Origin of the sequence: Tistrella mobilis, from assembly GCF_041468085.1 — a bacterium.
Classification (GTDB): domain Bacteria; phylum Pseudomonadota; class Alphaproteobacteria; order Tistrellales; family Tistrellaceae; genus Tistrella; species Tistrella mobilis_A.
In genome coordinates, this window is sequence record NZ_CP121017.1 from 1,296,032 (window position 1) to 1,319,442 (window position 23,411).

The window sequence follows — 23,411 nt, forward strand, 5'->3', positions numbered from 1 at the left end:
TGCCGGGCTGTGGCTCGATGTGAATCCGGATTCACATCGTGGGCCGCCGCATCGGCACGGCCAGCAGGAGGCAGACATGGCAAGGTCGACGGCAGCGGCCGGCGTGGTCCCGATGATCGGGACGCGGGAAAAGCTGTGCAGCGCCGGCTTCGCCATTCTGCGCCGCGCCGGCTTTTCCGGCCTGTCGGTCAGCGCGGTTGCCGAGGATGCCGAGGTGGCGGTCGGCACGGTCTATCGCCATTTCACCTCCAAGGCCGAGCTCTGCGCCGAGCTGTTCCGCCGGGCCTCCACCCACGAACTGAAGGCGGTGGCGGATGCCATCCGCGGCCAGGGACCGGCGGACCGCCGGATCGCCAATGCGGTCGCAACCTTTGCTGCCCGTGCGCTTGCCGGCCGGGCACTGGCCTATGCACTTCTGGCCGAGCCGGTCGATCCGCTGGTCGATACCGAACGGCTGGCGGCGCGCCGGCGTTATACCGCGCTCTATGCCGAGGCGGTGGCGACCGGGCTTGCCGAAGGCGACCTTGCCCCCCAGCCGCCGGAACTCGCGGCCGCGGCCATGGTCGGCGTGGTCAGCGAGGCCCTGGTCGGGCCGCTGGCGCGGGCGCGGATCGTCGATCCCGGCCATGGCGTGCTGACCGAGGCCGATGTGACGATCATCGCCGAGATCGTCGGCTTCTGCCGCCGCGGCCTGACCGGTCGCCCCGACGTCACCGTCGACACGCTCCGCATCGCACGTCGTGCGGCCGAAGCCGTGGGCCGCAGCTGATCCCGTCCAGCCGGACCAACGGTCGGCCATCACCCCTCATCTTCCCCGGAGATCCCCCATGACCGATCAGAGCCTCAAGGCCGCCGGTTCACCCCGGCCGCTTCCCGGTGCCACCCATGCGGTCTTCAACCAGGCCCCGCCGCTGGAGGCCAATCTGTTCACCGGCGACCGTGCCCTGGTCGAGGCGGTGGACGGTTTCGGCAGCGGCTGGGCCTTCGAGCACCTCTCGGATTACGGCGCAAAGACCGGCGGGCCGCTGATGGCGCTGGGCTTCGACGCCAACCGGCACACGCCCGAGCTGGTCACCCATGACCGCTATGGCAACCGGATCGACGAGGTCCGCTTCCATCCCTCCTATCACGCGATCATGGCCGAGGGGGTCGGGGCGGGGGTGCATGCCTTTGCCTGGAACGAGCGGCGGCCCGGCGCCATGGTGGCGCGCTCCGCCCTGGTCTATCTGCATTGCCAGGCCGAAGCCGGCACCATGTGCCCGCTGACCATGACGTTCGCGGTCGCCCCGGCACTGGAAGCCGAGCCCGCGGTTGCCCGCAGCTGGATGCCGGGCGTTCTGTCGCGCGATTACGACCCGCGGCCGCTGCCGGCGTCGGAGAAGCGGGGCCTGACCCTCGGCATGGCGATGACCGAGAAGCAGGGCGGGTCCGATGTCCGCGCCAATACCAGCCATGCCGTCCGTGTCGGCCACGAGGACGGCCAGGATGTCTACGAGATCACCGGCCACAAATGGTTCTGTTCGGCGCCGATGTCCGATGCCTTCCTGACGCTGGCCCAGACCGAGGCCGGTCTGACCTGCTTCCTGCTGCCGCGCCGACGGCCGGACGGCAGCCGCAATGCGGTCCATCTCCAGCGGCTCAAAGACAAGCTCGGCAACCGGTCCAACGCCTCGTCCGAGATTGAGACCCGCGGCGCCTGGGCGGTGCGGGTCGGCCCCGAAGGCCGCGGTGTCCGCACGATCATCGAGATGGTCCATCACACCCGGCTGGACTGTGCGCTGGGCTCTGCCGGGCTGATGCGTCAGGCGCTGACCCAGGCCATTCACCACGCCCGTCACCGCCAGGCCTTCGGCAAGCGGCTGGTCGATCAGCCGGCGATGGTCAATGTGCTGGCCGATCTGGCGCTGGAACAGGAAGCCGCCATGCGCATGGTGATGCGCCTTTCCCAGGCCTTCGAAGCGCGGGCGAGCGAGCCGCAGGAAGCCGCCTTCGCGCGCATCGCCACGGCGATCGTGAAATACTGGGTGTGCAAGCGCGCCCCGGGCTTCACCTACGAGGCGATGGAATGCCTGGGTGGCAACGGCTATGTCGAGGAAAGCGGCCTGCCCAGGCTCTACCGCGAGGTGCCGGTCAACGCGATCTGGGAAGGCTCGGGCAATGTCATCGCGCTGGACGTGCTGCGCGCCCTGGGGCGTGAGCCGACGGCGCGCGAGGCGCTGGTGGCGCATCTGACCCGGTCGCGCGGCCAGGACAGCCGTTACGACGCCCATCTGGACGCGACGCTCCGCGCGCTCGGCTCCAATGACGAGATGGAGTTCCGGGCCCGCCGGCTGGTCGGTGACCTGGCGGTGGCGCTTGCCGGTGCCGAGCTGATGGAGCGCGCGCCCCAGAGCCTTGCCGAGGCCTGGTTCGCCAGCCGCCTTGCCGGCGATCACGGCGGGCTCTACGGCACGCTGGCGCCGGGCGTCGATGCCGCCGGCATCGTCGAGCGTGCGGCTGTGGCGGCCTGACACACGAAGCCCACTCGACCGGCGGCACGGCCGGGGTCAGAATGGCGTCATCGACACGTCATACACCCCCGCCGTCCCGACCGGAGAGCGCCATGCCTGCCGACCGACCCGCCGTCCGCGGTGTTCCCGAGCCTGATCCCGCCGCCGCCTCTTACGGCCGCGAGGATGTCGAGATCCTGGGGCGCGAGGTGGTCCATCAGGGCTATTTCCGCATGGTGCGGCTGACGCTCCGCCACCGGCTTCTGGCCGGCGGCTGGAGCGCGCCCTTCACCCGCGAGATCTTCGAACGCGGAACGGCGGCCGCGGTGCTCCCCTATGATCCCGTGCGCGACGAGGTGGTGCTGATCGAACAGTTCCGCCCCGGCGGGCTCTATGGCCCCGAAGACGCCAGCCCCTGGATGGTCGAGATCGTCGCCGGCATCATCGAGCCCGGAGAGACCCCCGAAGCGGTGGCCCGGCGCGAGGCGGTGGAAGAGGCCGGGCTTGAGCTTGGCCGGATCGAAGCCATATCGACTTATCAGCCCTCGCCCGGCGCCTGCGACGAATGGTTGCATCTTTATGTCGGCGAGGTGCGGGCCGAGCACCGCGGTGCAACCGGCGGCCTTGCCGAAGAGCATGAGGACATCCGCATCTTCGCCCTGCCGCGCGAGGCGGCGGTGGCTCTGCTGGATGGCGGCCGGCTGAACAATGCGACCACCATCGTGGCCCTGGGCTGGCTGGCCCGCCACGGCGCGGCGCTGAGGGCCCGGTGGCTGAGCGATCGCAAGACCGAGGAGGAGGAGGCATGACCAGCGCGGACAGAACCGGGAAGGATGGGGCCGACAGGGGCGGGGCCGATCTCGCCGGCCGGCTGGGGCTGGGCAATCCCGCCCAGGGGGCCCGGCCGGCGGAACAGCGCCGGGGGCCGTTCTTCTGCGGCGATATCGATATGCGCATCGCCCGCGACGGCACCTGGTTCTACCAGGGTACGCCGATCGGGCGGATGCCGCTGGTCAAGCTGTTCTCGACCGTGCTCCACCGCGACCAGGACGGCGACTACTGGCTGGAGACCCCGGTGGAGAAATGCCGGATCCAGGTCGAGGACGCCGCCTATATCGTGACCGCCATGCGCATCGAGGGCGAGGGCGACGACGCCCGGATCATCTTCCGCACCAATGTCGATGCCGAGGTGCCGCTGGACGCCGACCACCCGCTGGTGCTGCGCCCGCGCCCCGAAAGCGGCGACCCCGCCCCCTATCTGGCGGTCGGGCGCGGGCTGGAGGCGCTGCTTAGCCGTTCCGTCTATTACGAGCTGGTCAACATAGCCGATCTGGCTATTTCGCCTGAAACCGGAGAGGAATTGCTGGCGGTGAAAAGTGCCGGTCTGATCCATTATCTGGGCTCCCCCGATATCGAACTGACGGCTCAGCCGCGTCGTGCCGGAGGCCGGTCATGACCACCGGTGCCGATATCGCCGCCCTGTTCAACGAGCCCAATGCGGCCGGCATCGACCCGGCGATGCCGGCGGTGAACGGCGATTACGTGCTCAACCCCGGCTCCCGCCATGGCGGCGCCAAGCGGCCGGCAGCCGTGCTCGTCCCGCTGGTGGAACGCGCGGGCGGGCTGACCGTGCTGCTGACCCAGCGCACCCAGCATCTGCACGCCCATGCCGGTCAGGTCGCCTTCCCCGGCGGCCGGGTGGACGAGGGTGACATCGATGCGGTCGACACCGCGCTCCGCGAGACGCAGGAGGAGATCGGCGTCACCCGCGACCATATCCGGATCATCGGCAGGCTGGACACTTACGAGACCATCACCGGCTTCCATGTCGTGCCCATCGTGGGTCTGGTGACGCCGCCCTTCGAGGTGATCCCCGATCCTTTCGAGGTCGCCGACGTCTTCGAGGTGCCGCTCGCCTTCTTCATGGATCCGCGCAACCGCAAGCGCCATTCGCTGGAGCGCGGCGGGGTGGTGCGTCACTGGTACGCCTTTCCCTTCGGACGGTATTACATCTGGGGGGCCACCGCCGGCATGTTGGTCAATCTGACCCGGGTGCTGGATGCGGGCCTGTCCCTGAAGGACCCGGACGGCGAAGGTGTGCGCATGGCCGGCCCGAGGCTGGCCGATTTCGCGGCCCCGGGCGCCCGTACGCCCGCGGCGGCGGGCTAGGGCAGGGCCATGCGCATCCTGCTGACCTATGTGTTGCCCTTCCTGGCGCCGTTCCTTGCCTATGCCCTCTGGGCGATCTGGGCCGGTCGGGTGGAGCGGCAGCGGGGCAGCCGGCCGGATGCGCCCCCCATATGGGTCACCGGGCTTGCAGTGATGGTGCTGGGGGCGGCATTGTTCCTGATAGGACATGCAGTCGGCCCCAGGCCCGACCCGGGCGTTTACGTTCCACCCAGGGTGGAAGACGGCCGGATCGTGCCGGGCCATTACGGGCAGGCTGGCCATGACGGGCAGGACTGACCGTGTCCCTCATACTTTTTTCGTCCCCCGTTCCAGCGTGACCCCCGCATCATGGCCGACGCCCCTGAACCCTTCTTGCCCGCGCGCACCGATCCCGTCCGAACCGATGTCGTGCTGCCGCCCGAAATGGCGGCGACACCCGTACGCCGGGTGTTCGCGGCCCTGGCGGCTGCCGGCGGCGAAGCGCGCTTCGTGGGCGGCGCCGTCCGCGACCTGATCTCGGGCGACCCCATCGGCGACATCGACGTTGCGACGACGCTGGAACCGCCGGCGGTGATGGCCGCTGCCGCCGCCGCCGGGATCAAGGCGGTGCCGACCGGCATCGAGCACGGCACCGTTACGCTGATCGCCGATCGTCTTCCGGTGGAGGTGACGACGCTGCGCCGCGACGTCGCCACCGACGGGCGGCGGGCGGTGGTGGCCTTCAGCCGCGACTGGGCTGAGGATGCCCGACGCCGCGACTTCACCGTCAATGCCATGTCGCTGGACCTTGCCGGCCGGCTCTACGACCCCTTCGACGGGCTGTCGGATCTGGCGGCCGGGCGGGTGCGGTTCATCGGCGATGCCCGGCGGCGGATCCTGGAAGACATCCTGCGCATTCTGCGCTTCTTCCGCTTTCAGGCGCGGCTGGGTCGCGGCGAACCCGATCATGCAGCGATCGATGCCTGCCGGGAATTCGCCGAGCGCATCCAGGCGCTGTCGGGCGAGCGGATCCGCGAGGAGTTTCTGCGCATCCTGGGCGGCCCGCGCGTCGCCGGCGGTGACGGTATCCTGCTGCTGATGGCCGATCTGGGCGTGCTCGACCAGGTGCTGGGCGGCATCGTCGATACGGGCCCCTTCGATGCGCTGGTCGCGATCGAAGAGGCGCTGGACATGACCGATGCCGCACGCCGGCTGGCGGTGCTGGCGGCCACCTGCGGCCCGGCCCTTGAGGCCATCGACCACTGGCGCCGGCGGATCGAGCGGCTGAAGCCGTCCAACCAGCTGGCGGCCCGGGTGGGGGCTCTGGCCGAGGCGAGCCTCCGCCTGCCGATCCGGCCGCCCGGCCCGCTGACGGTGCGGGTCCAGGCCTATCGCGAGGGCAGCACCACCATCCGTGACCGGCTGTTTGCCGGCTGGGCGCGCGGCCGGGCACGGGGTGTGCTCGATGCTGCCGACGAGGCCGGGTTCCGCACCGCGATCGAGGCGCTGTCGGGCTGGAGCCAGCCGCATCTGCCCCTGGGCGGTGCCGATCTGATCGCGCTTGGCCTGAAACCGGGGCCCGGGCTGGGGCAGGCGCTGTCGGAGATCGAAGCCTGGTGGCTGGACGAAGGCTTCGCCCCCGATCGTGGCGCCTGCCTTGCCGAGGCGCGGCGCCGCTTCGTGCCGCCCGGCGGCGGCACGACCGGGGGCAGCACGAGCGGGGGCAGCTGATTCAGGCGCTGCCGGCGCCGTGCACGGGGCAGCCGGCGGGGGTGAGAGCCGAGGGTTCGAAATGTGCCTCCTCCGCCGCCTCGCCGCCCTCGAACCAGGCGATCCAGCGCCGCAGGATGCGGCCGGTATAGAGCACCGGCATGTCGTGGCGATACAGCTCCTTGCGCATTTCGGCGAAGGCGGGATCCTGGTGGCTGGCATACCAGTGCTGACGATCGGTATCCAGGAAGGTGGGGCAGAGCCCGGTGTCGGTGATCGAGATGTAGTTCCGCACGGTGCGCTCGGCGAAGCGCTGCCAGAGTTCCGAAGCCCGGGTGAACAGGGCGCGGCGGGTGCGATGATCCGTGATCTCGAACACCTCGCAGTCATGCGCCTGCAGGCAGAGATCGCGGGTGAACATCGAAAAGGCATAAACGTCGGAGTTGAGGTTCGCGCAGACCACCGGAGCCGCCATCATCGGATCGTAGAGCGGGTCGGCCGGGTCTGCGGCGGCCGGGCAGAAGGCCACGGCATCGAAATCGTCGAAGAGCAGCCGCCGGTTGGTGACCGGGCAGGTCAGCTCGATCGCACGGTTCAGCTGGCCGCCATCGACCAGCGCCTCGGGCGGGCGGCTGGTCAGCACCGACATCAGATCCGCCATGCGCCGGATGGCGGTGGCGACCGGCTCCGGCGGCAGAATGCCGCCATCGGGGCGGGTGGCCACGAACAGCCCGGCGACCGTGCGGCGCGCCTCCAGGGCTTCCACGAAACCCGTGAAGGCGCGGCGCACGTCGTCGGGGGTCGCGACCGGGGCGATGTAGTAGCGGTTGCGGAGGAACTCGCGGCGGCCGGCGACACAGCCGAGGCCGCTGACCATCCAGTTGCGCAGCGTGTCGAGGGCGTCGTCTCGCAGGTCCGTCCCGGCGGATGTTTCCGGGGCGGCCTCGTCGGCGGGGGATGAGGGGATCATGGGACGAACCATTTCGGTCGTGGATCCGGGGTGCGAATTCATCTATCTATAATAGAACGCCAATGAGAATCATAATTATAAGTTGACGACCATGCCGTGATAATCGTTTCAGCTGCAGGATCGTCTCCCCCCGAACCACGCCCTCCGAGGTCTCTCCCCGATGACCGCCTCTTCGACCAATTCCGACCGGCCGGCGGCCGTGTCCCGCGACGATGATCGCAAGCAGCCCAGGGTCATGGCCGGGCTCGTGGCGGTCAACCTGCTGTCAGGGCTGGCACAGATCGTCCAGATCGGGGCGACTGCGCCGTTGCTGGCGCTTATGCTCGACGGGCGCGGCGTCGATGCCGGCACCATCGGCCTGGTGGCGGCAGCCCCCTGGGCGATGATCCTGCTGGTCTCGCGCTTCGTGCCGGCGATCATCGCCCGGCTGGGGCTGGCGGGAACGGTGGCGCTGGCGCTGATCGTGGGCATCGCGGCGCTTGCCGGCATGGCGGTGGTGGAAGATCCGATCGCCCTGGCGGGGTTGAACGCACTTGCCGGCATCGGGCTGATCCTGCGCTGGATCGCCTGCGACACCTGGATCGTGCGCATCGCGCCAGAGGCGATCCGCGGCCGTGCCATCGGCACCCATGAAACCCTGATGGGGCTTGGCATCGCACTCGGCCCCGGGCTGGTGGCGCTGACGGGGCATCAGGGCAGCCTGCCTTTCCTGGCGGCGGCGGCGGTGATGGTGGCGGCGATCCCGCCGCTGGCGGTGCTGAAACGGCTGGGCTTCGACGGCCGACCGGGTGTGGCCCCGGTGCGCGACGGCGCCGGCCGGCGATCGCGCTGGGGGCTGGTGCGGCTGCTGCCGGTGGCACTGACCGCAGCCTTCGCCTGCGGTGTGGCAGAGACGGCCTCCATTGCCTTTCTGCCGCTTTATGCGGCGGCGGCCGGCATGGGGGCGGTGGCGGCGCCGCTCTTTGCCACGGCCTTCGGCGCCGGCGGCACCATTCTGCAGATCCCGCTCGGCGCCATTGCTGACCGGCTGGGCTTCGACCGGGCCCAGGCGCTGGCGGCGACCGCCGTCATCCTGGGGGCCATCCTGCTGCCGCTGGCCGATGATGCCGTCCTGCCCTGGCTGATCGCCTTCCTGTGGGGGGGCGCGGTCGGCGGGCTGAACACGCTGGCGGTGATCGAGGCGGGCGCCCGGGTCGATGAGATGCGGATGAGCGCTGCCATGACCGCGATCGCCTTCTGCTACACGCTGGGCGGCTTCGCCGGGCCGGCCGCCGCCGGGCTCGCCACCGAAATGCTGTCGATGCACGGTCTGCCGATGGTGGCGGGCGCCGCCGCGCTGGTCGTGCTGGCGGTCTGGGCGGTCAGGCGCGGGGCTGAAAGCTGAGTCGACGGCCCCGCGGCTCAGGGCCACTTCGCATGCGGCGGCATGGACATCAGAATCGCCTCGGTGTTGCCGCCGGTCTTCAGACCGAACTGGGTGCCGCGGTCGTAGAGCAGGTTGAATTCGGCATAGCGGCCGCGGCGGATCAGCTGGTGCTCGCGCTCGGCCTCGGTCCAGGGCCGGTTCATATGTGTGCGGATGATGGCGGGGAAGGCATCCAGGAAGGCAAGCCCGACATCGCGGGTGAAGGCGAAGTCGCGGGACCAGTCGCCGCTGTCCAGATAGTCGTAGAAGATGCCGCCCACCCCGCGGGTCTCACCGCGATGGGGCAGGAAGAAATAGTCGTCGCACCATGCCTTGAAGCGCGGGTAATAGGCCGGATCATGGGCGTCGCAGGCAGCCTTGAAGGCGCCGTGGAAATGTGCGGTATCGGGGGCGTGCGGGGTGATCGGGTTCAGGTCGCCGCCGCCGCCGAACCAGCCGAGCGTGGTGCGGATATGGCGGGTGTTCATATGGGCTGCCGGAACGTGAGGTGACCACATATGGGCGACCAGCGACACGCCTGCGGCCCAGAACTGCGCACCGGCACCATCGGCGCCGCCGGGGGCCGGATCGCGGTCGGCACCGGGGATCTGCTTCGCGAATTCCGGCGAGAAGCTGCCGTGGACGACCGATATGTTCACGCCCACCTTCTCGAACACCCGGCCGCGCATCACCGACATCTCGCCGCCGCCGCCGCCCGGCCGCTCCCAGACCGTGCGTTCGAAGCGCCCGGGGGGCAGATCCGGGTTCATCGGCCCGGCATAGTCGTCCTCGATCGCCTCGAACGCCGCGCAGAGCCGGTCGCGCAGCTCGCGGAACCAGCCCGATGCCGCCGTGCGGCGTTCGGCCGCGATTTCGGGATCTTCCGGCGGGCTGGTGCGGGCGCGGGCGTCGAGCACGGCGCGGGCGTCGAAACTCATCGGCTGGTCTCCTCGGGGAGGACTGGCTGGGAGAGGGGAGGCTGGGAGGGGGCGGACGGTGCAGGAAAGCCGCCGGTCTGGCGCAGAGCCTCTCCCAATATCATGGATGCGGCGACGGCGACATTCAGCGATCGCATCCCCGGTACCATCAGGATCCGCACCCGGGCATCGGCCGCGTCGTGCACCGCATCGGGCACGCCGGCGCTCTCGCTGCCCATCAGCAGCACGTCGTCGGGCCGGAAAGCGAATGCCGTGTACGGCAGGGCACCGCGGGTCGTGGCCAGCACCAGGCGGCTTTCCGGTGCCTCTGTCGCCCGTGTCGCGACGAAATCCGCCCAGTCGGCATGGCGACGGATCGTCGCACGCAGGGCATAGTCCATGCCCGCCCGCTTCATGCGGGCGTCCGACAGGATGAAGCCGCAGGGCTCGATGATGTCGATACCGATCCCCAGGCACGCGCATAACCTTATGCAGGTTCCGGCATTTCCGGGGATGTCCGGTTCGTACAGGGCGAGGCGCATGGCGGGCTCCGGGTGAAGGAGACGTGTCTCTCTTGCCGCGGTCGGCGGAAAAATATCAGGGCGGAACACCGATGACGGGCGACGGACCGTCTGAGCGTCTGTAACATGCCCAGGGGGGCATCCTTTGCAAAGAGGGCGTTTTTTCGGTATACCCCTTTGCGACACGGCAGTAATCCACCCGTTCGGGCAAGAGGTGGTGCCTCGCTTCGGGCGTTGGACGAGTGGCCGTGATCGACGGGAGGAAAAGGAACGACGTCGGGGCTTCGCAAGGCCACCCTATGGTGGTGCGACAACCTGACGCATCCACCAGTCCGGGTGCCGCGGACAGTATCCGTGTATATCGGCGGATCCCCGGGAACGGGGAAACGGCGGGGACGGAGTGAGCGGTGTTCGGCCGGATCCCGTGCGACCGCAGGCGAGACCGAGGCTTTACGCCCGATAAGGTGTGAGAGCGACGAAAGGTTTGCGAAATGGCGAACACGGTGCCATCCGGCGACGGCCACCACGACCATGGTGACGATGCCACGCGCCGCGACTTCCTGATGCTGCTGGCGGGCGGCGGCGCTGCGGTGGGTGCCGCGGCACTGGCCTGGCCGCTGATCGACAGCATGAATCCGGCGGCGGACGTTCTGGCGTTGTCGTCCACTGAAGTGAACATCTCCCAGATCGAGGCCGGTCAGGCGGTGACCATCACCTGGCGTGGCAAGCCGGTGTTCATCCGTCACCGGACCGGGAAGGAGATCGAGGAGGCCCGGGCGGTCAATGTGGCCGACCTGCCCGATCCGCAGCCCGATGCGGATCGCGTCGAAAAGCCGGAATGGCTGGTGGTCGTCGGCATCTGCACCCATCTGGGTTGCGTTCCGCTGGGCTACCAGGGCGATTACGACGGCTGGTTCTGCCCGTGCCATGGTTCGCATTACGACACGTCGGGCCGCATCCGCAAGGGGCCGGCACCTGCGAACCTCGCCGTCCCGGAATATGCGTTCCTGGACGACAACACCATCCGCATCGGGTAAAACCAAGAACAAGGTTGGGGTTAGGCGATGAGCAGTCCCTCGACCGGCAGCCGTGTGTCGAACTGGATCGACCACCGTTTGCCGATCATCTCCTTCGCGCGGGAACACTTGATCGAGTACCCGGCGCCGCGGAATCTGAATTACTGGTGGAACTTCGGTTCGCTGGCGGGCATCGCGCTGGTCCTGCAGATCGTGACCGGCATCGTGCTGGCCATGGCCTACACGCCGCATACCTCGCTCGCCTTCGACAGCGTCGAGCGCATCATGCGCGACGTGAATTTCGGCTGGTTGCTGCGCTATGCGCATGCCAACGGCGCGTCGATGTTCTTCATCGTCGTCTACATCCACATCTTCCGCGGCCTCTATTACGGCTCGTACAAGGCCCCGCGTGAGATCCTGTGGTGGCTGGGCGTGATCATCCTGCTGCTCATGATGGCGACCGCCTTCATGGGTTATGTGCTGCCTTGGGGTCAGATGAGCTTCTGGGGCGCCACCGTGATCACCAACCTGTTCTCGGCCATACCATTGGTGGGTGAGAGCATCGTGACCTGGCTCTGGGGCGGCTTCTCGGTCGACAACCCCACGCTGAACCGCTTCTTCAGCCTGCATTACCTGCTGCCCTTCGTGATCGTCGGCGTGGTGGTCCTGCATCTGGCGGCGCTGCACACGCACGGCTCGAACAACCCGCTGGGCATCGACAAGAAGACCAAGAAGGACGTCATTCCCTTCCACCCGTATTACACGATCAAGGATCTGTTCGGGCTGGGTGTGTTCCTGATCTTCTTCTCCGTCTTCCTGTTCTTTGCGCCGAATTTCTTCGGCGAGCCGGACAACTACCTCCAGGCCAACCCGCTGGTGACGCCGGCGCATATCGTGCCGGAATGGTACTTCCTGCCGTTCTACGCGATCCTGCGTGCGGTTCCGAGCAAGCTCGGCGGCGTGCTGCTGATGTTTGCCGCGATCTTCGTGCTGTTCCTGCTGCCCTGGCTGGACACCTCGCGCGTCCGCAGTGCGAAGTTCCGCCCGGTGTTCAAGGTGTTCTACCTGCTTCTGCTGGTCGACATCCTGGCGCTCGGCTGGGCGGGTGGTCAGCCGGCCGAAGGCGTGGCCGTGATCATCGGCCAGATCGCCACGGTCTGGTACTTCCTGCACTTCCTGGTGCTGCTGCCGCTGCTGGGCTGGTTCGAACGGCCACGGCCGCTGCCCGAGAGCATCGCCTCTGCCGTGCTCGGTGACCGCGCGATGGAGAAGGCGTGATGCGTAAGCTCCTCATCAGCACCCTCGCCGGCCTCGGCGCCCTGATGGGCGTCCAGGCCACCGCGATCGCCGCCGAGGCGGTCGAACTGCCCGAGGTCTCGTTCAGCCATCAGGGTCCGTTCGGCACCTATGACCGCGCGGCGGCGCAGCGCGGCTTCCAGGTCTTCGAACAGGTCTGCTCGGCCTGCCATTCGGCCAAGTATCTGGCGTTCCGCAACCTCGCCGACCTCGGCTACAACGAGGACGAGATCAAGGCGATCGCGGCGAAGAAGCAGGTCCAGGACGGCCCGGACGACAATGGCGACATGTTCATGCGCCCGGCCGTCGCCTCGGATCGCTGGCCCAGCCCCTATGCCAACGAGAAGCAGGCCCGCGCCTCCAATGGTGGTGCCTATCCGCCGGATCTCTCGCTGATGGCGAAGGCTCATCTGGGCGGCGAGAGCTACATCTACGCCCTGATGACCGGCTATACCGAGCCGCCGGCAGGGGTCGAGGTGCGGCCGGGCATGTACTACAACGCCTATTTCGCCGGCCATCAGATCGGCATGCCGCCGCCGCTCGCCGCCGATGTGGTGCCTTATGGCGACGGCACGCCTGCAACCGTCGAGCAGATGGCGCATGATGTCTCCGTCTTCCTGACCTGGCTTGCCGAGCCGAAGATGGAGGAGCGCAAGCAGACGGGTATCAAGGTGATCCTGTTCCTGATCGCGCTCACCATCGTCTTCTATGTCGCCAAGCGGCGGATCTGGGCCCGCATCCATTGATGCAGCCTGGCTGATCCGTCCGGATCGAAACGGGGGTCGCCCTTTTGCAGAGGGGCGGCCCCTGTTGCGTTTGGGGTTGTTGCATTCCGGCCACGGCTCGGCCAGGGTGTGCCGCTCGGGATGTGCAGGAAAGGGCGCCGCGTCGCGGGAACCTGATGGCGGGCGCTTAACGCAGGGTAGAAAATTCCCGCCGAACCACGCAGAATGCGAGCAGCCGGGAAGAGCAGGGCCCCACAGATGGAACCGGGGGCCGGATGACGAGACGAACCAGACGAGGGGTGACGGGCATGGCATCGACCAGTGCAGCGGGCGCAGGCATCGGATTGGGCAGCGACGGCCGCCCGGTGATCGGCATCATCGGTGGCAGCGGCGTCTACGACATTCCGGGCCTGACCGATATCGGCTGGCGGCGGATCTCCTCGCCTTTCGGGGCGCCTTCGGATGAGCTGATGTTCGGCCGGCTGGGCGATGTGCAGCTGGTCTTCCTGCCGCGCCACGGCCGCGGCCATGTCCACGCGCCGTCGGACCTGAACTATCGCGCCAATGTCGACGCGATGAAGCGGGCGGGTGTGACCGAGATCCTGTCGGTGTCGGCGGTCGGCTCGCTGAAGGAAGATCTGCCGCCCGGCACCTTCGTGATCGTCGACGATTTCATCGACCGCACCTTCGCGCGCGAGAAGAGCTTCTTCACCAGGGGCTGCGTTGCCCATGTCTCCATGGCCCATCCGGTCTGCCGGCGTCTGGGCGATGCGGTGGAAGCGGCAGGCCGGCGGCTCGGCCTCGATATCCGCCGCGGCGGCACGTATATCGCCATGGAAGGCCCGCAATTCTCGACGCTGGCGGAATCGAAGCTCTACCGCAGCTGGGGGGCGAGCGTGATTGGCATGACCAACATGCCCGAAGCCAAGCTCGCCCGCGAGGCGGAGCTGTGTTACGCGACGGTCGCCATGGTGACCGATTTCGACTGCTGGCACCCCGAGCACGACAAGGTGACGGTGGAGCAGGTGGTGAAGGTGCTGCTGGGCAATGCCGATCATGCCCGCGCCCTGGTGAAGGAGGTGGCGCCCGCGCTGGCCGACCGCCGCGAGCCCTGCCATGCCGGCTGCCACACGGCACTCGATCATGCCCTGATCACCGCACCCGAGAAGCGCGATCCCGAGCTGCTCGCCCGGCTCGACGCCGTCGCCGGCCGCGTGCTCGGCGCCTGATCCGCCTACAGATCCGGAGCCCCGCCCCATGGACGAGAGCCGTTTCACCCACCGCACCGTCTGGCTGGAAGCCGACGGGCGGACCGTCGGCATCCTGGACCAGACCCGGCTGCCCTTCGAGACCGTGGATGTCCGGCTGACCAGCCTTGCCGACGCGGAAACCGCCATCCGCGACATGCTGGTCCGCGGCGCGCCGCTGATCGGCGCCGTCGGCGCCTATGGTATGGCGCTCGCGCTGGCGGAAGACCCGTCGGATGCCATGATCGCCACCGCCTATGACCGGCTGTTCGCGACCCGGCCGACCGCGATCAACCTGCGCTGGGCGCTGGATGATCTGCGCGAACGGGTGGCACCGCTGCCGGAAGCGGCGCGGGCCGATGCGGCCTATGCCCGGGCGCGGGAGATCTCTGACGAAGATGTGGCGATCAACCGGGCGATCGGCGAGAACGCCTTCCGGCTGATCGAGGCCCGTTACGAGGCGATCGGCCGCAGCCGGCCGGTGGAGATCCTGACCCATTGCAATGCCGGTTTCCTGGCGACGGTGGGCTGGGGCACGGCGCTGGCCGGCATCTTCCTGGCCCATGCCCGGGGCATTCCCGTGCATGTCTGGGTCGACGAGACCCGTCCTCGCAGCCAGGGCGCCTATCTGACCGCCTGGGAGATGCGCTGGGCCGGCGTGCCGCACACGGTGATTGCCGACAATGCCGGTGGTCATCTGATGCAGCATGGCCGGGTCGACATGTGCATCGTCGGCACCGACCGGGTCGCGGCCAACGGCGATGTCTGCAATAAGATCGGCACCTATCTGAAGGCGCTGGCCGCCCATGACAACGGCGTGCCGTTCTATGTGGCGCTGCCCTATCCGACCATCGACTGGCGGATTGCCGACGGCGTGCGCGACATTCCGATCGAGGAGCGCTCGGCCACCGAGGTGACGGTGGTGCGCGGGCGGCTGCCCGATGGCGGCATCGCCGATGTGACGGTGATCGAGGACAGCCCCGCCGCCAACCCCGCCTTCGACGTGACCCCGGGGCGCCTGGTCACCGGGCTGATCACCGAACGCGGCGTCTGTGCCGCTTCGGCCGAGGGGCTGCGCGGCCTTTATCCCGAGCGTGCCGCGGCCGAGTGACCGCGCACCTGCCCCGGCCTGCCCGCGAATTGAAGCTGAGGTGAAGACGATGCAGAACCGCTGGTCCGATGCCGATGCGGCCGCCATGGTCGCCCGCTATGTCGATCGGGGTGTGAACGAGGATCTGGCGCTCAGGGTCTATACCACGCGGCTGCTCGGCTCGGATCCGCGGCTGGTGCTGCATGGCGGCGGCAACACCTCGGTCAAGACGCGGCTGACCGATATCCTGGGCGATCAGCTGGACGTGCTGTGCGTGAAGGGCAGCGGCTGGGATATGGGGGTGATCGAACCCGCGGGCCTGCCGGCGGTGCGGCTGGAGCCGCTGCGCCGGCTGGAACGGCTGGAGGCGCTGACCGACGAGGATATGGTCAATGTCCAGCGGCTGAACCTGCTGGACTCGACCGCGCCCAACCCGTCGGTCGAGACCCTGCTCCATGCCTTCCTGCCGCAGAAATTCATCGACCACACCCATGCCAATGCGGTGCTGTCGCTGACCGACCAGCCGGATGGCGAGGCGATCGTTCGCGAGCTGTATGGCGACCGGGTCGCCTATATCCCCTACATCATGCCGGGCTTTCTGCTGGCCAAGACAGCAGCGCGGATCGTGCGCGAGACGCCGGGCGTGAGGGGCATGGTGCTGCTGAAACATGGCATCTTCAGCTTCGATGATGACGGCCGCACGGCCTATGAGCTGATGATCGACTTCGTGTCGATGGCGGAAGAGCGGCTGGCCCGTGGCCGGCGGACGCTCGTCCAGGCGGCCGTCCCCGCGGGGCTGGCGCCGGTGGCCATGGTGGCGCCGGTGCTGCGCGGCCTGACGGCACTGGCCGACCCCGCCGCCGAGGGCGGGCGCCGGCCCTTCGTTCTGGAGCATCGCGACGGACCGGCGGTGATGGCGTTCGTGAACGCCGCGGATCTGGACCGGATCGCCAATTCGGGGGTTGCCACGCCGGATCATGTGATCCGCACCAAGCCGGCGCCGCTGATCCTGCCGGCTCCGCGGGCGGATGATATCGCCGGCTTCAAGGCTGCGGCGGAGGCGGCGCTCGGCCGCTATGTCGAGGCCTATCACGCCTATTTCGCCCGCAACAATGCGCGGCTCGGCGGCATCAAGACCGAACTGGATCCGATGCCGCGGATCGTGGCGGTGAAGGGGCTCGGCATCTTTGCCCTCGGCAAATCGTCGAAGGAGGCGCGAATCGCCGCCGACGTCTACGAGGCCGCGATCGAGGTGATCACCGGTGCCGAGGGCATCGGCCGCTTCGAGAGCATTTCCGAAGCCGATCTTTTCGATGTGGAATACTGGTCGCTGGAACAGGCGAAGCTGGGCAAGGGCGGCGAGAAACCGCTGCAGCGCCGGGTCGTCGCCGTTACCGGCGGGGCAGGGGGGATCGGTGCCGCCACCGCCCGGGCTTTTGCCGCGGCCGGTGCCGAGGTGGCGGTGCTGGACCTGAACCAGGAGGCGGCGGTCCAGGTGGCGAGGCCGCTGGGCGGTATCGGCATCGCCTGCGACGTGACCGACCCGGCCTCGGTCACCGCCGCGATCGAGGCGGTGGTGGCGCGCTTCGGCGGACTCGACATTCTGGTCAGCAATGCCGGTGCCGCCTGGCAGGGCCGGATCGGCGAGGTCGACGAGGCGGTGCTGCGGCAGAGCTTCGAGCTGAATTTCTACGGCCATCAGCGTGCCGCCCAGGCGGCGGTGAAGGTGATGAAGGCCCAGGGCTTCGGTGGCCAGCTGCTGTTCAATGCCTCGAAACAGGCGGTCAATCCTGGCCCCGATTTCGGCCCCTACGGCCTGCCCAAGGCGGCGACGCTGTTCCTGTCGCGGCAATACGCGCTCGATCATGGCCGCGACGGCATCCGCTCCAATGCGGTCAATGCCGACCGGGTGCGGTCGGGGCTGTTGACCGACGAGATGGTGGCCGCGCGCTCGAAGGCGCGCGGGCTCAGCGAGGCGGATTACATGGGCGGCAACCTGCTGGGGCGCGAGGTGACCGCGGCCGATGTCGCCCAGGCCTTCGTCGATCTGGCTTTGGCGTCGAAGACCACCGGCTCCGTCACCACGGTCGACGGCGGCAATATCGCTGCGGCGCTGAGATAATCGGGTAATCGCGACACAAAACAGAAGAGGGGGCGGCTGCCCCCTCTTCTTAAACGCGGACCAGACCGGGCCGTATCAGGCCGGGCTGCCGGAGCGGCCCAGCGCCTTGCGCAGCTGGGGTTCGACCAGATCGGCGAGTTTGCGCATCGCCCGGCTTTCGATCTGGCGCACCCGCTCTTTCGAGATGCCGAGTTCCGAGCCCAGCGCATCCAGTGTCGCCGAGGCCTCGGCCAGGTGACGGCGGGTGATGATCAGCCGCTCGCGGGCGTTCAGCGCCCCCAGCGCACCGCGGACGATGCGCTTGCGGAACGAGGCGAGATCACTCTCGACCAGCTGTTCCTCCTGGTCGGGCTTGTCATCGGCCAGCTGGTCCAGCCATTCATCGCCGCTGTCGGCCGACATCGGCGCGTTCAGCGACTGGTCGCCGCCGGACAGCCGCATCTCCATCATCCGCACATCGCGGTCGCGCACGCCCAGTGTCGTGGCGATCTGGCCGACATCGGTGGGATCCAGGCTTTCCGAGGCGCGGCTTTCGTCGCTGCGGCGCAGCCGCGCCTTCAGCTTGCGGAGGTTGAAGAACAGCGCCTTCTGGGCAGCGGTGGTACCGATGCGCACCATCGACCAGGACCGCAGGATATAGTCCTGGATCGCCGCCTTGATCCACCACATGGCATAGGTGGCCAGCCGGACGCCGCGCTCGGGATCGAAGCGCTCCACCGCCTGCATCAGCCCGATGGAGCCTTCCTGCACCAGTTCGTTCATCGGCAGGCCGTAATTGCGGTAGCGCGAGGCGACCTTGATCACCAGGCGCAGATGGCTGCGGACCAGAATATCGGCGGCATCCCGGTCGCCGGCCTTCACCCGCATCGCCAGATCGGCCTCTTCCTCGCGGGTCAGCAGGGGCTGACGCTGCACGGCCGAAAAATACCGGGTGTCGCCGCGATCCTGGCTGCGCCCCGCGGCACGGACATTTCTGGTCAGCCGGTCGATCATGACGTCCCTCCAGACTCTCATGGCCTTCGCAACACCGTGAATATACAGGATTCCATATCCCGTGTCCGGTGGGAACGCCAATCCGCACCGGAATGGTCCGAATTTCTCACAGGCTTTCGATCTGGTATGGACCGCCTCATCAACTATGTTTGAACAGAGGCAGTTCCGCCCTCGTCCATCAACCCAGGAGGACGCCCCGTGCCCGAGATCAAGGACGCCGAGACCCGGATCATCGACGCAGCCCTCGCCCGTGCCGCCATCGACGGCTGGGACGGGCTGACGCTGGCCGGCATCGCCGAAGAGGCGGGGATGTCGCTGTCCGAACTTGCGGGGCATGTCGGCTCCGTTTCCGAAATCCTGGACGCCTTCTCCCGGCGCATCGACCGCGCGATGCTCGCCGAAGCCGAAGATGAGCCCGAAGATTTCGCAGCCCAGCCGGTGAAGGACCGTCTGATGGCGCTGATCATGGCCCGGCTGGATGCGCTGGAGCCCCATCGTGCGGTGATGCAGCGTCTGGCCGACCGGTCCGATCGCGGTATCCCGGCGCTGGATCTGATCTGCGGTCAGGGGATGCGCCTGCAGCGCAGCATGGGCTGGCTTGCCGCGGCGGCGGGGCTTGAATCCCGCGGCATCGCCGGGCTGGCCCGCCGCCAGGGGCTGGCGGCGATCTACCTCGCCACGCTGCGTGCCTGGCTGAAGGACGACAGCGACGACCGGGCGAAGACCATGAAGACGCTGGATCGCCTGCTCGACCGGGCCGGGCGCTGGTCGCGCATGGCCGGGCGCATGGCTGGTGGCCGCCGCGGTTTCCGGCCGGAATCGGGGGCAGGTCCGGCGGGATCACCGGCCGCCGATACCCCCGCGGCGGGATGACGATCTGCGCGATTTCAACGCAACCGAAAAGTGCGGTCGCCTGTGACCGTCATCGCGCCGCCATTTTTGTGCAATGCAAAAACCGCCCTTGACCTTCCGGGTCCGATGCCGCATATATGGCTGAGGATTTTGCAGCGCAGCATAAACCCCGACGCTGCGCCGCGAGCGACCAGATGCCACGCCATGCCATCGGTCGCAAAAGGCGAACGGAGGTTTTGAAATGGCCGAGAAGATCAATCCCCTCGACTACACCAAGATGTTCGGCGAGTTCAAGATGCCGGCGGTTCCCGCCGTCGACGTCGAGGCGATGATGAGCACCGCCCGCCGCAACTACGAAGCGGTTGCCCAGGCGAACAAGCTGATCGCCGAGGGCTTCCAGGCCCTGGCCAAGCGCCAGGCCGAAGTCGCCCGCGCCTCGTTCGAGGATGCGTGGAAGGCGACCCAGGAAGTCATGAACGCCGGCACCGTCGAGGCGAAGGCCGAGAAGCAGGCCGAGGTCGTGAAGGCCGCGGTCGAGAAGGCGGTTGCCAATGCCCGCGAGCTGACCGAGCTGGCGACGAAGTCGCAGGGTGAGGCGTTCGACGTCCTCAACAAGCGCTTCATCGAGAGCGTCGACGAGGTCAAGACCCTCGCCGTCGTGAAGTGATCCGGCGCCGGGCTGATCGCCGCCCGGTCTGATCGCTGACAGGTTCCGAAGGGCGCCGCTCCCGCAAGGGGGTGGCGCCCTTCGGCCGTTCCGGGGCAGGATGGCGACATCTTCGATGTCCGCCGAGGTCCCGACCCCATGACCGATGCCAACCCTGCCTCTCAGATCGGCTTCGACGATTTTCTGAAGGTCGACATCCGTGCCGGAACCGTGCGGCGCGCCGAGCCCTATCCCGAGGCCCGCAAGCCCGCGATCAAGCTGTGGATCGATTTCGGCCCCGGGATCGGCGAGAAGCGGAGTTCGGCCCAGATCACCCATCTCTACACACCGGAGACGGTGGTGGGCCGCAAGGTCGCCGCGGTGGTGAACTTTCCGCCCCGGCAGATCGGCCGCTTCATGTCTGAAGTGCTGGTGCTGGGTTTCCCCGATGCCGACGGGCGAATCAGCCTGATCGCGCCGGATCATGACGTCCCGGACGGCGCCCGCCTGGGTTGAACCTGCCGCGTCGTCACCTTTCCGCGCTTTTCCCGTCGCTCTGCCCGGTGTATTTCCTGGTAAGAGAGGAAGGAGCGGTGCATGCAGATCAGGGCCGGGTCCTGGACCCATAAGCTGAGTTCGATGTCGGTTTTCCGGCAGGTGACGCTGATGATCTGCGTCGCAGTGGTCGGTGCCGATCTGCTGACGGCTTTTTTCTACTGGTATTTTGAATTCGATCGCCTGCCGCTGGATATTCTTCTGACCACGATCATCGTTCTGATTGTGGGCTATCCTCTTGGTTTTTTCTTCATCGGACAGAATGTCAAACTGCGCGAGATGGCGCTGGAACTGGACCGGTTGTCGAAGATCGATGACCTGACCGGCCTGTTCAATCGCCGGACTTTCTTTGCCGAGGCCCGGCGGCTGGTGGCAGAACAGGTGGCGTCACGCGATCAGGGCGCGATCCTGTTCATCGATGTGGACCACTTCAAGTCGGTCAACGACGACTTTGGTCATGCCACCGGTGATGCGGTGCTGAGGGAGCTGGGGGCGATCATCCGGACGGTGGTCGGCGAGGCCGGCATCGCCGCCCGACTGGGGGGCGAGGAATTCGCGGTCCTGCTGCACGGCGCCGAAGGGCGGCGGGCCGACGAGATCGCCGAGCGCGTCCGCCGCGGGGTCGCCAACTGCGCCCGGGTGATCCCGGGGCTGGAGCGCAGCGCGGTGACGGTGAGCATCGGCATCGCCTCGATCCGTGCCGGCCATGATTTCGAGGACGCATTGCTGCGGGCCGATCGCAGCCTCTACACCGCCAAGGAAAGCGGCCGTGATCGTGTGGTGCGCGAGGACGAGACGGCGGCGTACGGCTGAGCATTACCGCCTATAAACCATGGTTTACCGGGCGGCTGCCGGTCTGCGTCAGGGGCCCGGGGCCGAACGGATACTGCCTGCGGTCGGCCGCAGAGCCGGTCTTGTCAGCATCCGAGGTCTTCCATGCTTCGCAGCCTCGCCTTGGGCATGATGGTCGCCCTTTCCCTTGCCGCATCCGGCCCGTATTCCGCGGCCCGGGCCGAAAGCTCCATCGCCGGCCGCTACACCTATACCGGCACCGACACCGACGGCAGCGCCTATGACGGCGCTGGCGAGGTGGTCGTGACCAAGGCCCCGTCGGGCGCCTACGAGATCGTCTATGACGGCGGCGCCTATACCGGTGTCGGCCAGGTCACCGGTGACACCTTCTCCTTCGCCTCGATGGCCGAAGGCAAGAACAGCATCTCGATCGGCACTATCCGCCCCGACGGGTCGATCGTCACCCGCTGGTGGCGCTACAGGGACAACGGGTCCAAGGGCACCGAAACCTGGGTCCGGAAATGACCACCGATCAGGGGGATGTGATCAGACCGGCAGGTCGAGCACGACCCTGAGCCCGCCGAGCGGGCTGCCTTCCAGCCGGATATCGCCGCCATGGCCACGCATCACGTCGCGGGCAATGGCGAGGCCGAGGCCGACACCGGTGATGCCCGAGGCAAGGCCGGTTCCCGAGTCGACCGGGGGATCCGTGTCGTCCAGCCGCCGGAAGGGGCGGAAGGCCTCGACGCGCAGATCGGCCGGAATGCCCGGGCCGTCATCGTCGATCAACACCTGGATCGACTGGCGCCCGGGCAGGATGGTCACCTCCACCCGGTCGGCATGACGGATGGCGTTGTCGATCACATTGCCCAGGCAGCGGCGGAAGGCCTGGGTGCGGACCAGGACCATGGCGTGATCGGCGCCCTTCAGGTCGATCCGGGTCTCCGACAGGCCACGGGCGCGGAAAACCACCTGCTGTACCAGCTGGGCCAGATCGGCCAGAACTGCGGGCTCTTCGGCACCCTCGCCGCGGGCAAAGGCGAGATAGCCTTCGACCATCCGCGTCATCTCCTCAACGTCGGCTTCAAGCTCGGCAACATCGGGCGACGGGGGCATCAGGGCCAGTTGCAGCTTCATGCGGGTGAGGGGGGTGCGCAGATCATGGCTGACCCCCGCCAGCATCTCGGTGCGCTGATTCACCTGCCGGTGGATGCGATCGCGCATGCGGATGAAGGCATGTGCAACCTGCCGGACCTCGGTCGCGCCCGAGGGCTTGAAACCGGCCAGATCATCGCGGCCCTTGCCCAGATTGTCGGCCGCCGTGGCCAGCCGGCGCAGGGATCGCATCTGGTTGCGCAGGAAGATCATCGCCACGATCATCAGGGTCAGCGAAATGCCGATCAGCCACATGATGAAGATGTAGGTCGTGGCGCTGGTCACGCGCTTGCGGGGGACTTTGACCCCCAGAACCCCGTCCTGCAGCTGGACGTCGATGATCACCCAGTTCTCGTCCGACACCGCATCCAGCACGAAGGGTCGGTAGACCCGGCTGTCGAGCGCCGAGGTCATCATCCGCTCCAGCAGGGTGTTCACCGTCCGCCGGCCGGTATTGGGCAGGATTTCCCCCGGCCGGAAATCGAAGCGGATATCGGTATAGACCTGGATCAGCCGCAGCAGGCGATCGCGTTCCTCGCCCTCGGGATAGTTGCGCAGCACCTCCACCGTCAGCGCGATGTCGCCGGCCACCGCCAGTGTCATGTGCCGGGTGACATTGTCCCAGTGCCGATTGTAAAACAGATAGGTCGACAGGCCGAGCAGCACCACCAGCGGCGCCACGATCATCAGAAAGGACCGCCCGTAGAGAGAGCGGGGCAATATGGTCCTCAGGATGCGGTCGACAGGGGTCACGCAGGGTCT

The 23,411-nt window shown here is 67.9% G+C and carries 24 protein-coding genes; 19 read left to right on the top strand and 5 right to left on the bottom strand.

Features of this window, described 5'->3' with window-relative positions; all coding sequences use genetic code 11:
* The first annotated feature begins 76 nt into the window (after window positions 1-76).
* The 7 genes from P7L68_RS11675 to P7L68_RS11705 all read left to right on the top strand — a co-directional run bounded on the left by P7L68_RS11675 (window position 77) and on the right by P7L68_RS11705 (window position 6,368).
* The gene (locus P7L68_RS11675) at window positions 77-769 is read left to right on the top strand and encodes a TetR/AcrR family transcriptional regulator (RefSeq protein ID WP_372005477.1); all 693 of its coding nucleotides are present in this window, start codon (window positions 77-79) and stop codon (window positions 767-769) included.
* A gap of 58 nt (window positions 770-827) precedes the next feature.
* Window positions 828-2,510, top strand: a complete 1,683-nt coding sequence (locus P7L68_RS11680) for an isovaleryl-CoA dehydrogenase (RefSeq protein ID WP_372005479.1) — start codon at window positions 828-830, stop codon at window positions 2,508-2,510.
* Window positions 2,511-2,602: 92 nt separating this feature from the next.
* On the top strand, window positions 2,603-3,298 hold the full coding sequence (locus tag P7L68_RS11685) for an NUDIX domain-containing protein (RefSeq protein ID WP_372005481.1): 696 nt from the start codon (window positions 2,603-2,605) through the stop codon (window positions 3,296-3,298).
* Window positions 3,295-3,945 (top strand): DUF1285 domain-containing protein, encoded by a 651-nt coding sequence (locus tag P7L68_RS11690; protein ID WP_372005483.1) that lies wholly within the window; start codon window positions 3,295-3,297, stop codon window positions 3,943-3,945. Before P7L68_RS11685 ends, P7L68_RS11690 begins: the two co-directional genes overlap by 4 nt.
* Window positions 3,942-4,658: a CoA pyrophosphatase gene (locus P7L68_RS11695; protein ID WP_372005485.1), complete on the top strand. Its 717-nt coding sequence runs from the start codon at window positions 3,942-3,944 to the stop codon at window positions 4,656-4,658. Before P7L68_RS11690 ends, P7L68_RS11695 begins: the two co-directional genes overlap by 4 nt.
* Window positions 4,659-4,667: 9 nt before the next feature.
* On the top strand, window positions 4,668-4,955 hold the full coding sequence (locus P7L68_RS11700; protein WP_372005488.1) for a DUF6111 family protein: 288 nt from the start codon (window positions 4,668-4,670) through the stop codon (window positions 4,953-4,955).
* A gap of 51 nt (window positions 4,956-5,006) precedes the next feature.
* Window positions 5,007-6,368 carry a CCA tRNA nucleotidyltransferase gene (locus tag P7L68_RS11705; RefSeq protein ID WP_372005491.1) on the top strand — a complete coding sequence of 454 codons (1,362 nt, stop codon included), beginning with the start codon at window positions 5,007-5,009 and terminating at the stop codon, window positions 6,366-6,368.
* 1 nt (window position 6,369) lies between these two features.
* Here P7L68_RS11705 and P7L68_RS11710 read toward each other — a convergent pair whose 3' ends face one another.
* Window positions 6,370-7,317: a hypothetical protein gene (locus P7L68_RS11710; RefSeq protein WP_372005493.1), complete on the bottom strand. Its 948-nt coding sequence runs from the start codon at window positions 7,315-7,317 to the stop codon at window positions 6,370-6,372.
* A gap of 160 nt (window positions 7,318-7,477) precedes the next feature.
* Here P7L68_RS11710 and P7L68_RS11715 point away from each other — a divergent pair, with 160 nt between their 5' ends.
* Window positions 7,478-8,701, top strand: a complete 1,224-nt coding sequence (locus P7L68_RS11715) for an MFS transporter (RefSeq protein WP_372005496.1) — start codon at window positions 7,478-7,480, stop codon at window positions 8,699-8,701.
* 17 nt (window positions 8,702-8,718) lie between these two features.
* Here P7L68_RS11715 and hemF read toward each other — a convergent pair whose 3' ends face one another.
* Together hemF and P7L68_RS11725 are read right to left on the bottom strand one after the other, a co-directional pair.
* The gene (gene hemF / locus P7L68_RS11720; protein ID WP_372005498.1) at window positions 8,719-9,660 is read right to left on the bottom strand and encodes an oxygen-dependent coproporphyrinogen oxidase; all 942 of its coding nucleotides are present in this window, start codon (window positions 9,658-9,660) and stop codon (window positions 8,719-8,721) included.
* A complete protein-coding gene (locus P7L68_RS11725; RefSeq protein WP_372005501.1) occupies window positions 9,657-10,181 on the bottom strand; it encodes a tRNA (cytidine(34)-2'-O)-methyltransferase in 525 nt (174 codons plus the stop codon). The genes hemF and P7L68_RS11725 overlap by 4 nt, the downstream gene beginning before the upstream one ends.
* Window positions 10,182-10,651: 470 nt before the next feature.
* On the opposite strand from P7L68_RS11725, the gene petA reads away from it, so the two are divergent.
* The 6 genes from petA to P7L68_RS11755 all read left to right on the top strand — a co-directional run bounded on the left by petA (window position 10,652) and on the right by P7L68_RS11755 (window position 17,656).
* Complete coding sequence (petA, locus tag P7L68_RS11730) at window positions 10,652-11,197, top strand: ubiquinol-cytochrome c reductase iron-sulfur subunit (RefSeq protein WP_372005503.1); 546 nt, start codon at window positions 10,652-10,654, stop codon at window positions 11,195-11,197.
* A 27-nt stretch (window positions 11,198-11,224) separates the two neighbouring features.
* Entirely contained in the window at window positions 11,225-12,454 is a 1,230-nt protein-coding gene (locus tag P7L68_RS11735) for a cytochrome bc complex cytochrome b subunit (protein ID WP_372005505.1), read from the top strand.
* The gene (locus tag P7L68_RS11740) at window positions 12,454-13,218 is read left to right on the top strand and encodes a cytochrome c1 (RefSeq protein ID WP_372005507.1); all 765 of its coding nucleotides are present in this window, start codon (window positions 12,454-12,456) and stop codon (window positions 13,216-13,218) included. Before P7L68_RS11735 ends, P7L68_RS11740 begins: the two co-directional genes overlap by 1 nt.
* A 287-nt stretch (window positions 13,219-13,505) precedes the next feature.
* Window positions 13,506-14,426, top strand: a complete 921-nt coding sequence (locus P7L68_RS11745; RefSeq protein ID WP_372005509.1) for an S-methyl-5'-thioadenosine phosphorylase — start codon at window positions 13,506-13,508, stop codon at window positions 14,424-14,426.
* Window positions 14,427-14,454: 28 nt separating this feature from the next.
* On the top strand, window positions 14,455-15,555 hold the full coding sequence (gene mtnA / locus P7L68_RS11750; RefSeq protein ID WP_372005512.1) for an S-methyl-5-thioribose-1-phosphate isomerase: 1,101 nt from the start codon (window positions 14,455-14,457) through the stop codon (window positions 15,553-15,555).
* Between the two features lie 49 nt (window positions 15,556-15,604).
* Window positions 15,605-17,656, top strand: coding sequence for a bifunctional aldolase/short-chain dehydrogenase (locus P7L68_RS11755; RefSeq protein WP_372006824.1), 2,052 nt, complete (start codon window positions 15,605-15,607; stop codon window positions 17,654-17,656).
* A gap of 75 nt (window positions 17,657-17,731) precedes the next feature.
* Here the strand turns inward: P7L68_RS11755 and P7L68_RS11760 are convergent, their stop codons facing one another.
* Window positions 17,732-18,649: an RNA polymerase factor sigma-32 gene (locus tag P7L68_RS11760; RefSeq protein ID WP_372005515.1), complete on the bottom strand. Its 918-nt coding sequence runs from the start codon at window positions 18,647-18,649 to the stop codon at window positions 17,732-17,734.
* Between the two features lie 198 nt (window positions 18,650-18,847).
* Here P7L68_RS11760 and P7L68_RS11765 point away from each other — a divergent pair, with 198 nt between their 5' ends.
* The 5 genes from P7L68_RS11765 (at window position 18,848) to P7L68_RS11785 (ending at window position 22,019) form a co-directional block, all read left to right on the top strand.
* Window positions 18,848-19,522 (top strand): hypothetical protein, encoded by a 675-nt coding sequence (locus tag P7L68_RS11765; RefSeq protein WP_372005517.1) that lies wholly within the window; start codon window positions 18,848-18,850, stop codon window positions 19,520-19,522.
* Between the two features lie 220 nt (window positions 19,523-19,742).
* The gene (locus tag P7L68_RS11770) at window positions 19,743-20,168 is read left to right on the top strand and encodes a phasin family protein (RefSeq protein WP_014747745.1); all 426 of its coding nucleotides are present in this window, start codon (window positions 19,743-19,745) and stop codon (window positions 20,166-20,168) included.
* 138 nt (window positions 20,169-20,306) lie between these two features.
* Window positions 20,307-20,663 (top strand): tRNA-binding protein, encoded by a 357-nt coding sequence (locus P7L68_RS11775; RefSeq protein ID WP_372005520.1) that lies wholly within the window; start codon window positions 20,307-20,309, stop codon window positions 20,661-20,663.
* Between the two features lie 81 nt (window positions 20,664-20,744).
* Window positions 20,745-21,515 carry a GGDEF domain-containing protein gene (locus P7L68_RS11780; protein ID WP_372005521.1) on the top strand — a complete coding sequence of 257 codons (771 nt, stop codon included), beginning with the start codon at window positions 20,745-20,747 and terminating at the stop codon, window positions 21,513-21,515.
* A 123-nt stretch (window positions 21,516-21,638) separates the two neighbouring features.
* Window positions 21,639-22,019 carry a hypothetical protein gene (locus tag P7L68_RS11785; RefSeq protein WP_372005523.1) on the top strand — a complete coding sequence of 127 codons (381 nt, stop codon included), beginning with the start codon at window positions 21,639-21,641 and terminating at the stop codon, window positions 22,017-22,019.
* Between the two features lie 21 nt (window positions 22,020-22,040).
* On the opposite strand, the gene P7L68_RS11790 is transcribed toward P7L68_RS11785, so the two are convergent.
* Window positions 22,041-23,402, bottom strand: a complete 1,362-nt coding sequence (locus P7L68_RS11790; RefSeq protein WP_372005525.1) for an ATP-binding protein — start codon at window positions 23,400-23,402, stop codon at window positions 22,041-22,043.
* Between the last annotated feature and the right edge of the window lie 9 nt (window positions 23,403-23,411).

Coding starts and splice junctions, on each gene's coding strand:
- P7L68_RS11695 (WP_372005485.1), top strand. CDS start 3,942: ATGACCACCGGTGCCGATATCGCCGCCCTGTTCAACGAGCCCAATGCG.
- P7L68_RS11685 (WP_372005481.1), top strand. CDS start 2,603: ATGCCTGCCGACCGACCCGCCGTCCGCGGTGTTCCCGAGCCTGATCCC.
- P7L68_RS11715 (WP_372005496.1), top strand. CDS start 7,478: ATGACCGCCTCTTCGACCAATTCCGACCGGCCGGCGGCCGTGTCCCGC.
- P7L68_RS11780 (WP_372005521.1), top strand. CDS start 20,745: ATGCAGATCAGGGCCGGGTCCTGGACCCATAAGCTGAGTTCGATGTCG.
- P7L68_RS11680 (WP_372005479.1), top strand. CDS start 828: ATGACCGATCAGAGCCTCAAGGCCGCCGGTTCACCCCGGCCGCTTCCC.
- P7L68_RS11745 (WP_372005509.1), top strand. CDS start 13,506: ATGGCATCGACCAGTGCAGCGGGCGCAGGCATCGGATTGGGCAGCGAC.
- P7L68_RS11700 (WP_372005488.1), top strand. CDS start 4,668: ATGCGCATCCTGCTGACCTATGTGTTGCCCTTCCTGGCGCCGTTCCTT.
- P7L68_RS11770 (WP_014747745.1), top strand. CDS start 19,743: ATGGCCGAGAAGATCAATCCCCTCGACTACACCAAGATGTTCGGCGAG.
- P7L68_RS11760 (WP_372005515.1), bottom strand. CDS start 18,649: ATGATCGACCGGCTGACCAGAAATGTCCGTGCCGCGGGGCGCAGCCAG.
- mtnA (WP_372005512.1), top strand. CDS start 14,455: ATGGACGAGAGCCGTTTCACCCACCGCACCGTCTGGCTGGAAGCCGAC.
- P7L68_RS11740 (WP_372005507.1), top strand. CDS start 12,454: ATGCGTAAGCTCCTCATCAGCACCCTCGCCGGCCTCGGCGCCCTGATG.
- P7L68_RS11785 (WP_372005523.1), top strand. CDS start 21,639: ATGCTTCGCAGCCTCGCCTTGGGCATGATGGTCGCCCTTTCCCTTGCC.
- P7L68_RS11735 (WP_372005505.1), top strand. CDS start 11,225: ATGAGCAGTCCCTCGACCGGCAGCCGTGTGTCGAACTGGATCGACCAC.
- petA (WP_372005503.1), top strand. CDS start 10,652: ATGGCGAACACGGTGCCATCCGGCGACGGCCACCACGACCATGGTGAC.
- P7L68_RS11755 (WP_372006824.1), top strand. CDS start 15,605: ATGCAGAACCGCTGGTCCGATGCCGATGCGGCCGCCATGGTCGCCCGC.
- P7L68_RS11775 (WP_372005520.1), top strand. CDS start 20,307: ATGACCGATGCCAACCCTGCCTCTCAGATCGGCTTCGACGATTTTCTG.
- P7L68_RS11725 (WP_372005501.1), bottom strand. CDS start 10,181: ATGCGCCTCGCCCTGTACGAACCGGACATCCCCGGAAATGCCGGAACC.
- P7L68_RS11675 (WP_372005477.1), top strand. CDS start 77: ATGGCAAGGTCGACGGCAGCGGCCGGCGTGGTCCCGATGATCGGGACG.
- P7L68_RS11710 (WP_372005493.1), bottom strand. CDS start 7,317: ATGATCCCCTCATCCCCCGCCGACGAGGCCGCCCCGGAAACATCCGCC.
- hemF (WP_372005498.1), bottom strand. CDS start 9,660: ATGAGTTTCGACGCCCGCGCCGTGCTCGACGCCCGCGCCCGCACCAGC.
- P7L68_RS11705 (WP_372005491.1), top strand. CDS start 5,007: ATGGCCGACGCCCCTGAACCCTTCTTGCCCGCGCGCACCGATCCCGTC.
- P7L68_RS11690 (WP_372005483.1), top strand. CDS start 3,295: ATGACCAGCGCGGACAGAACCGGGAAGGATGGGGCCGACAGGGGCGGG.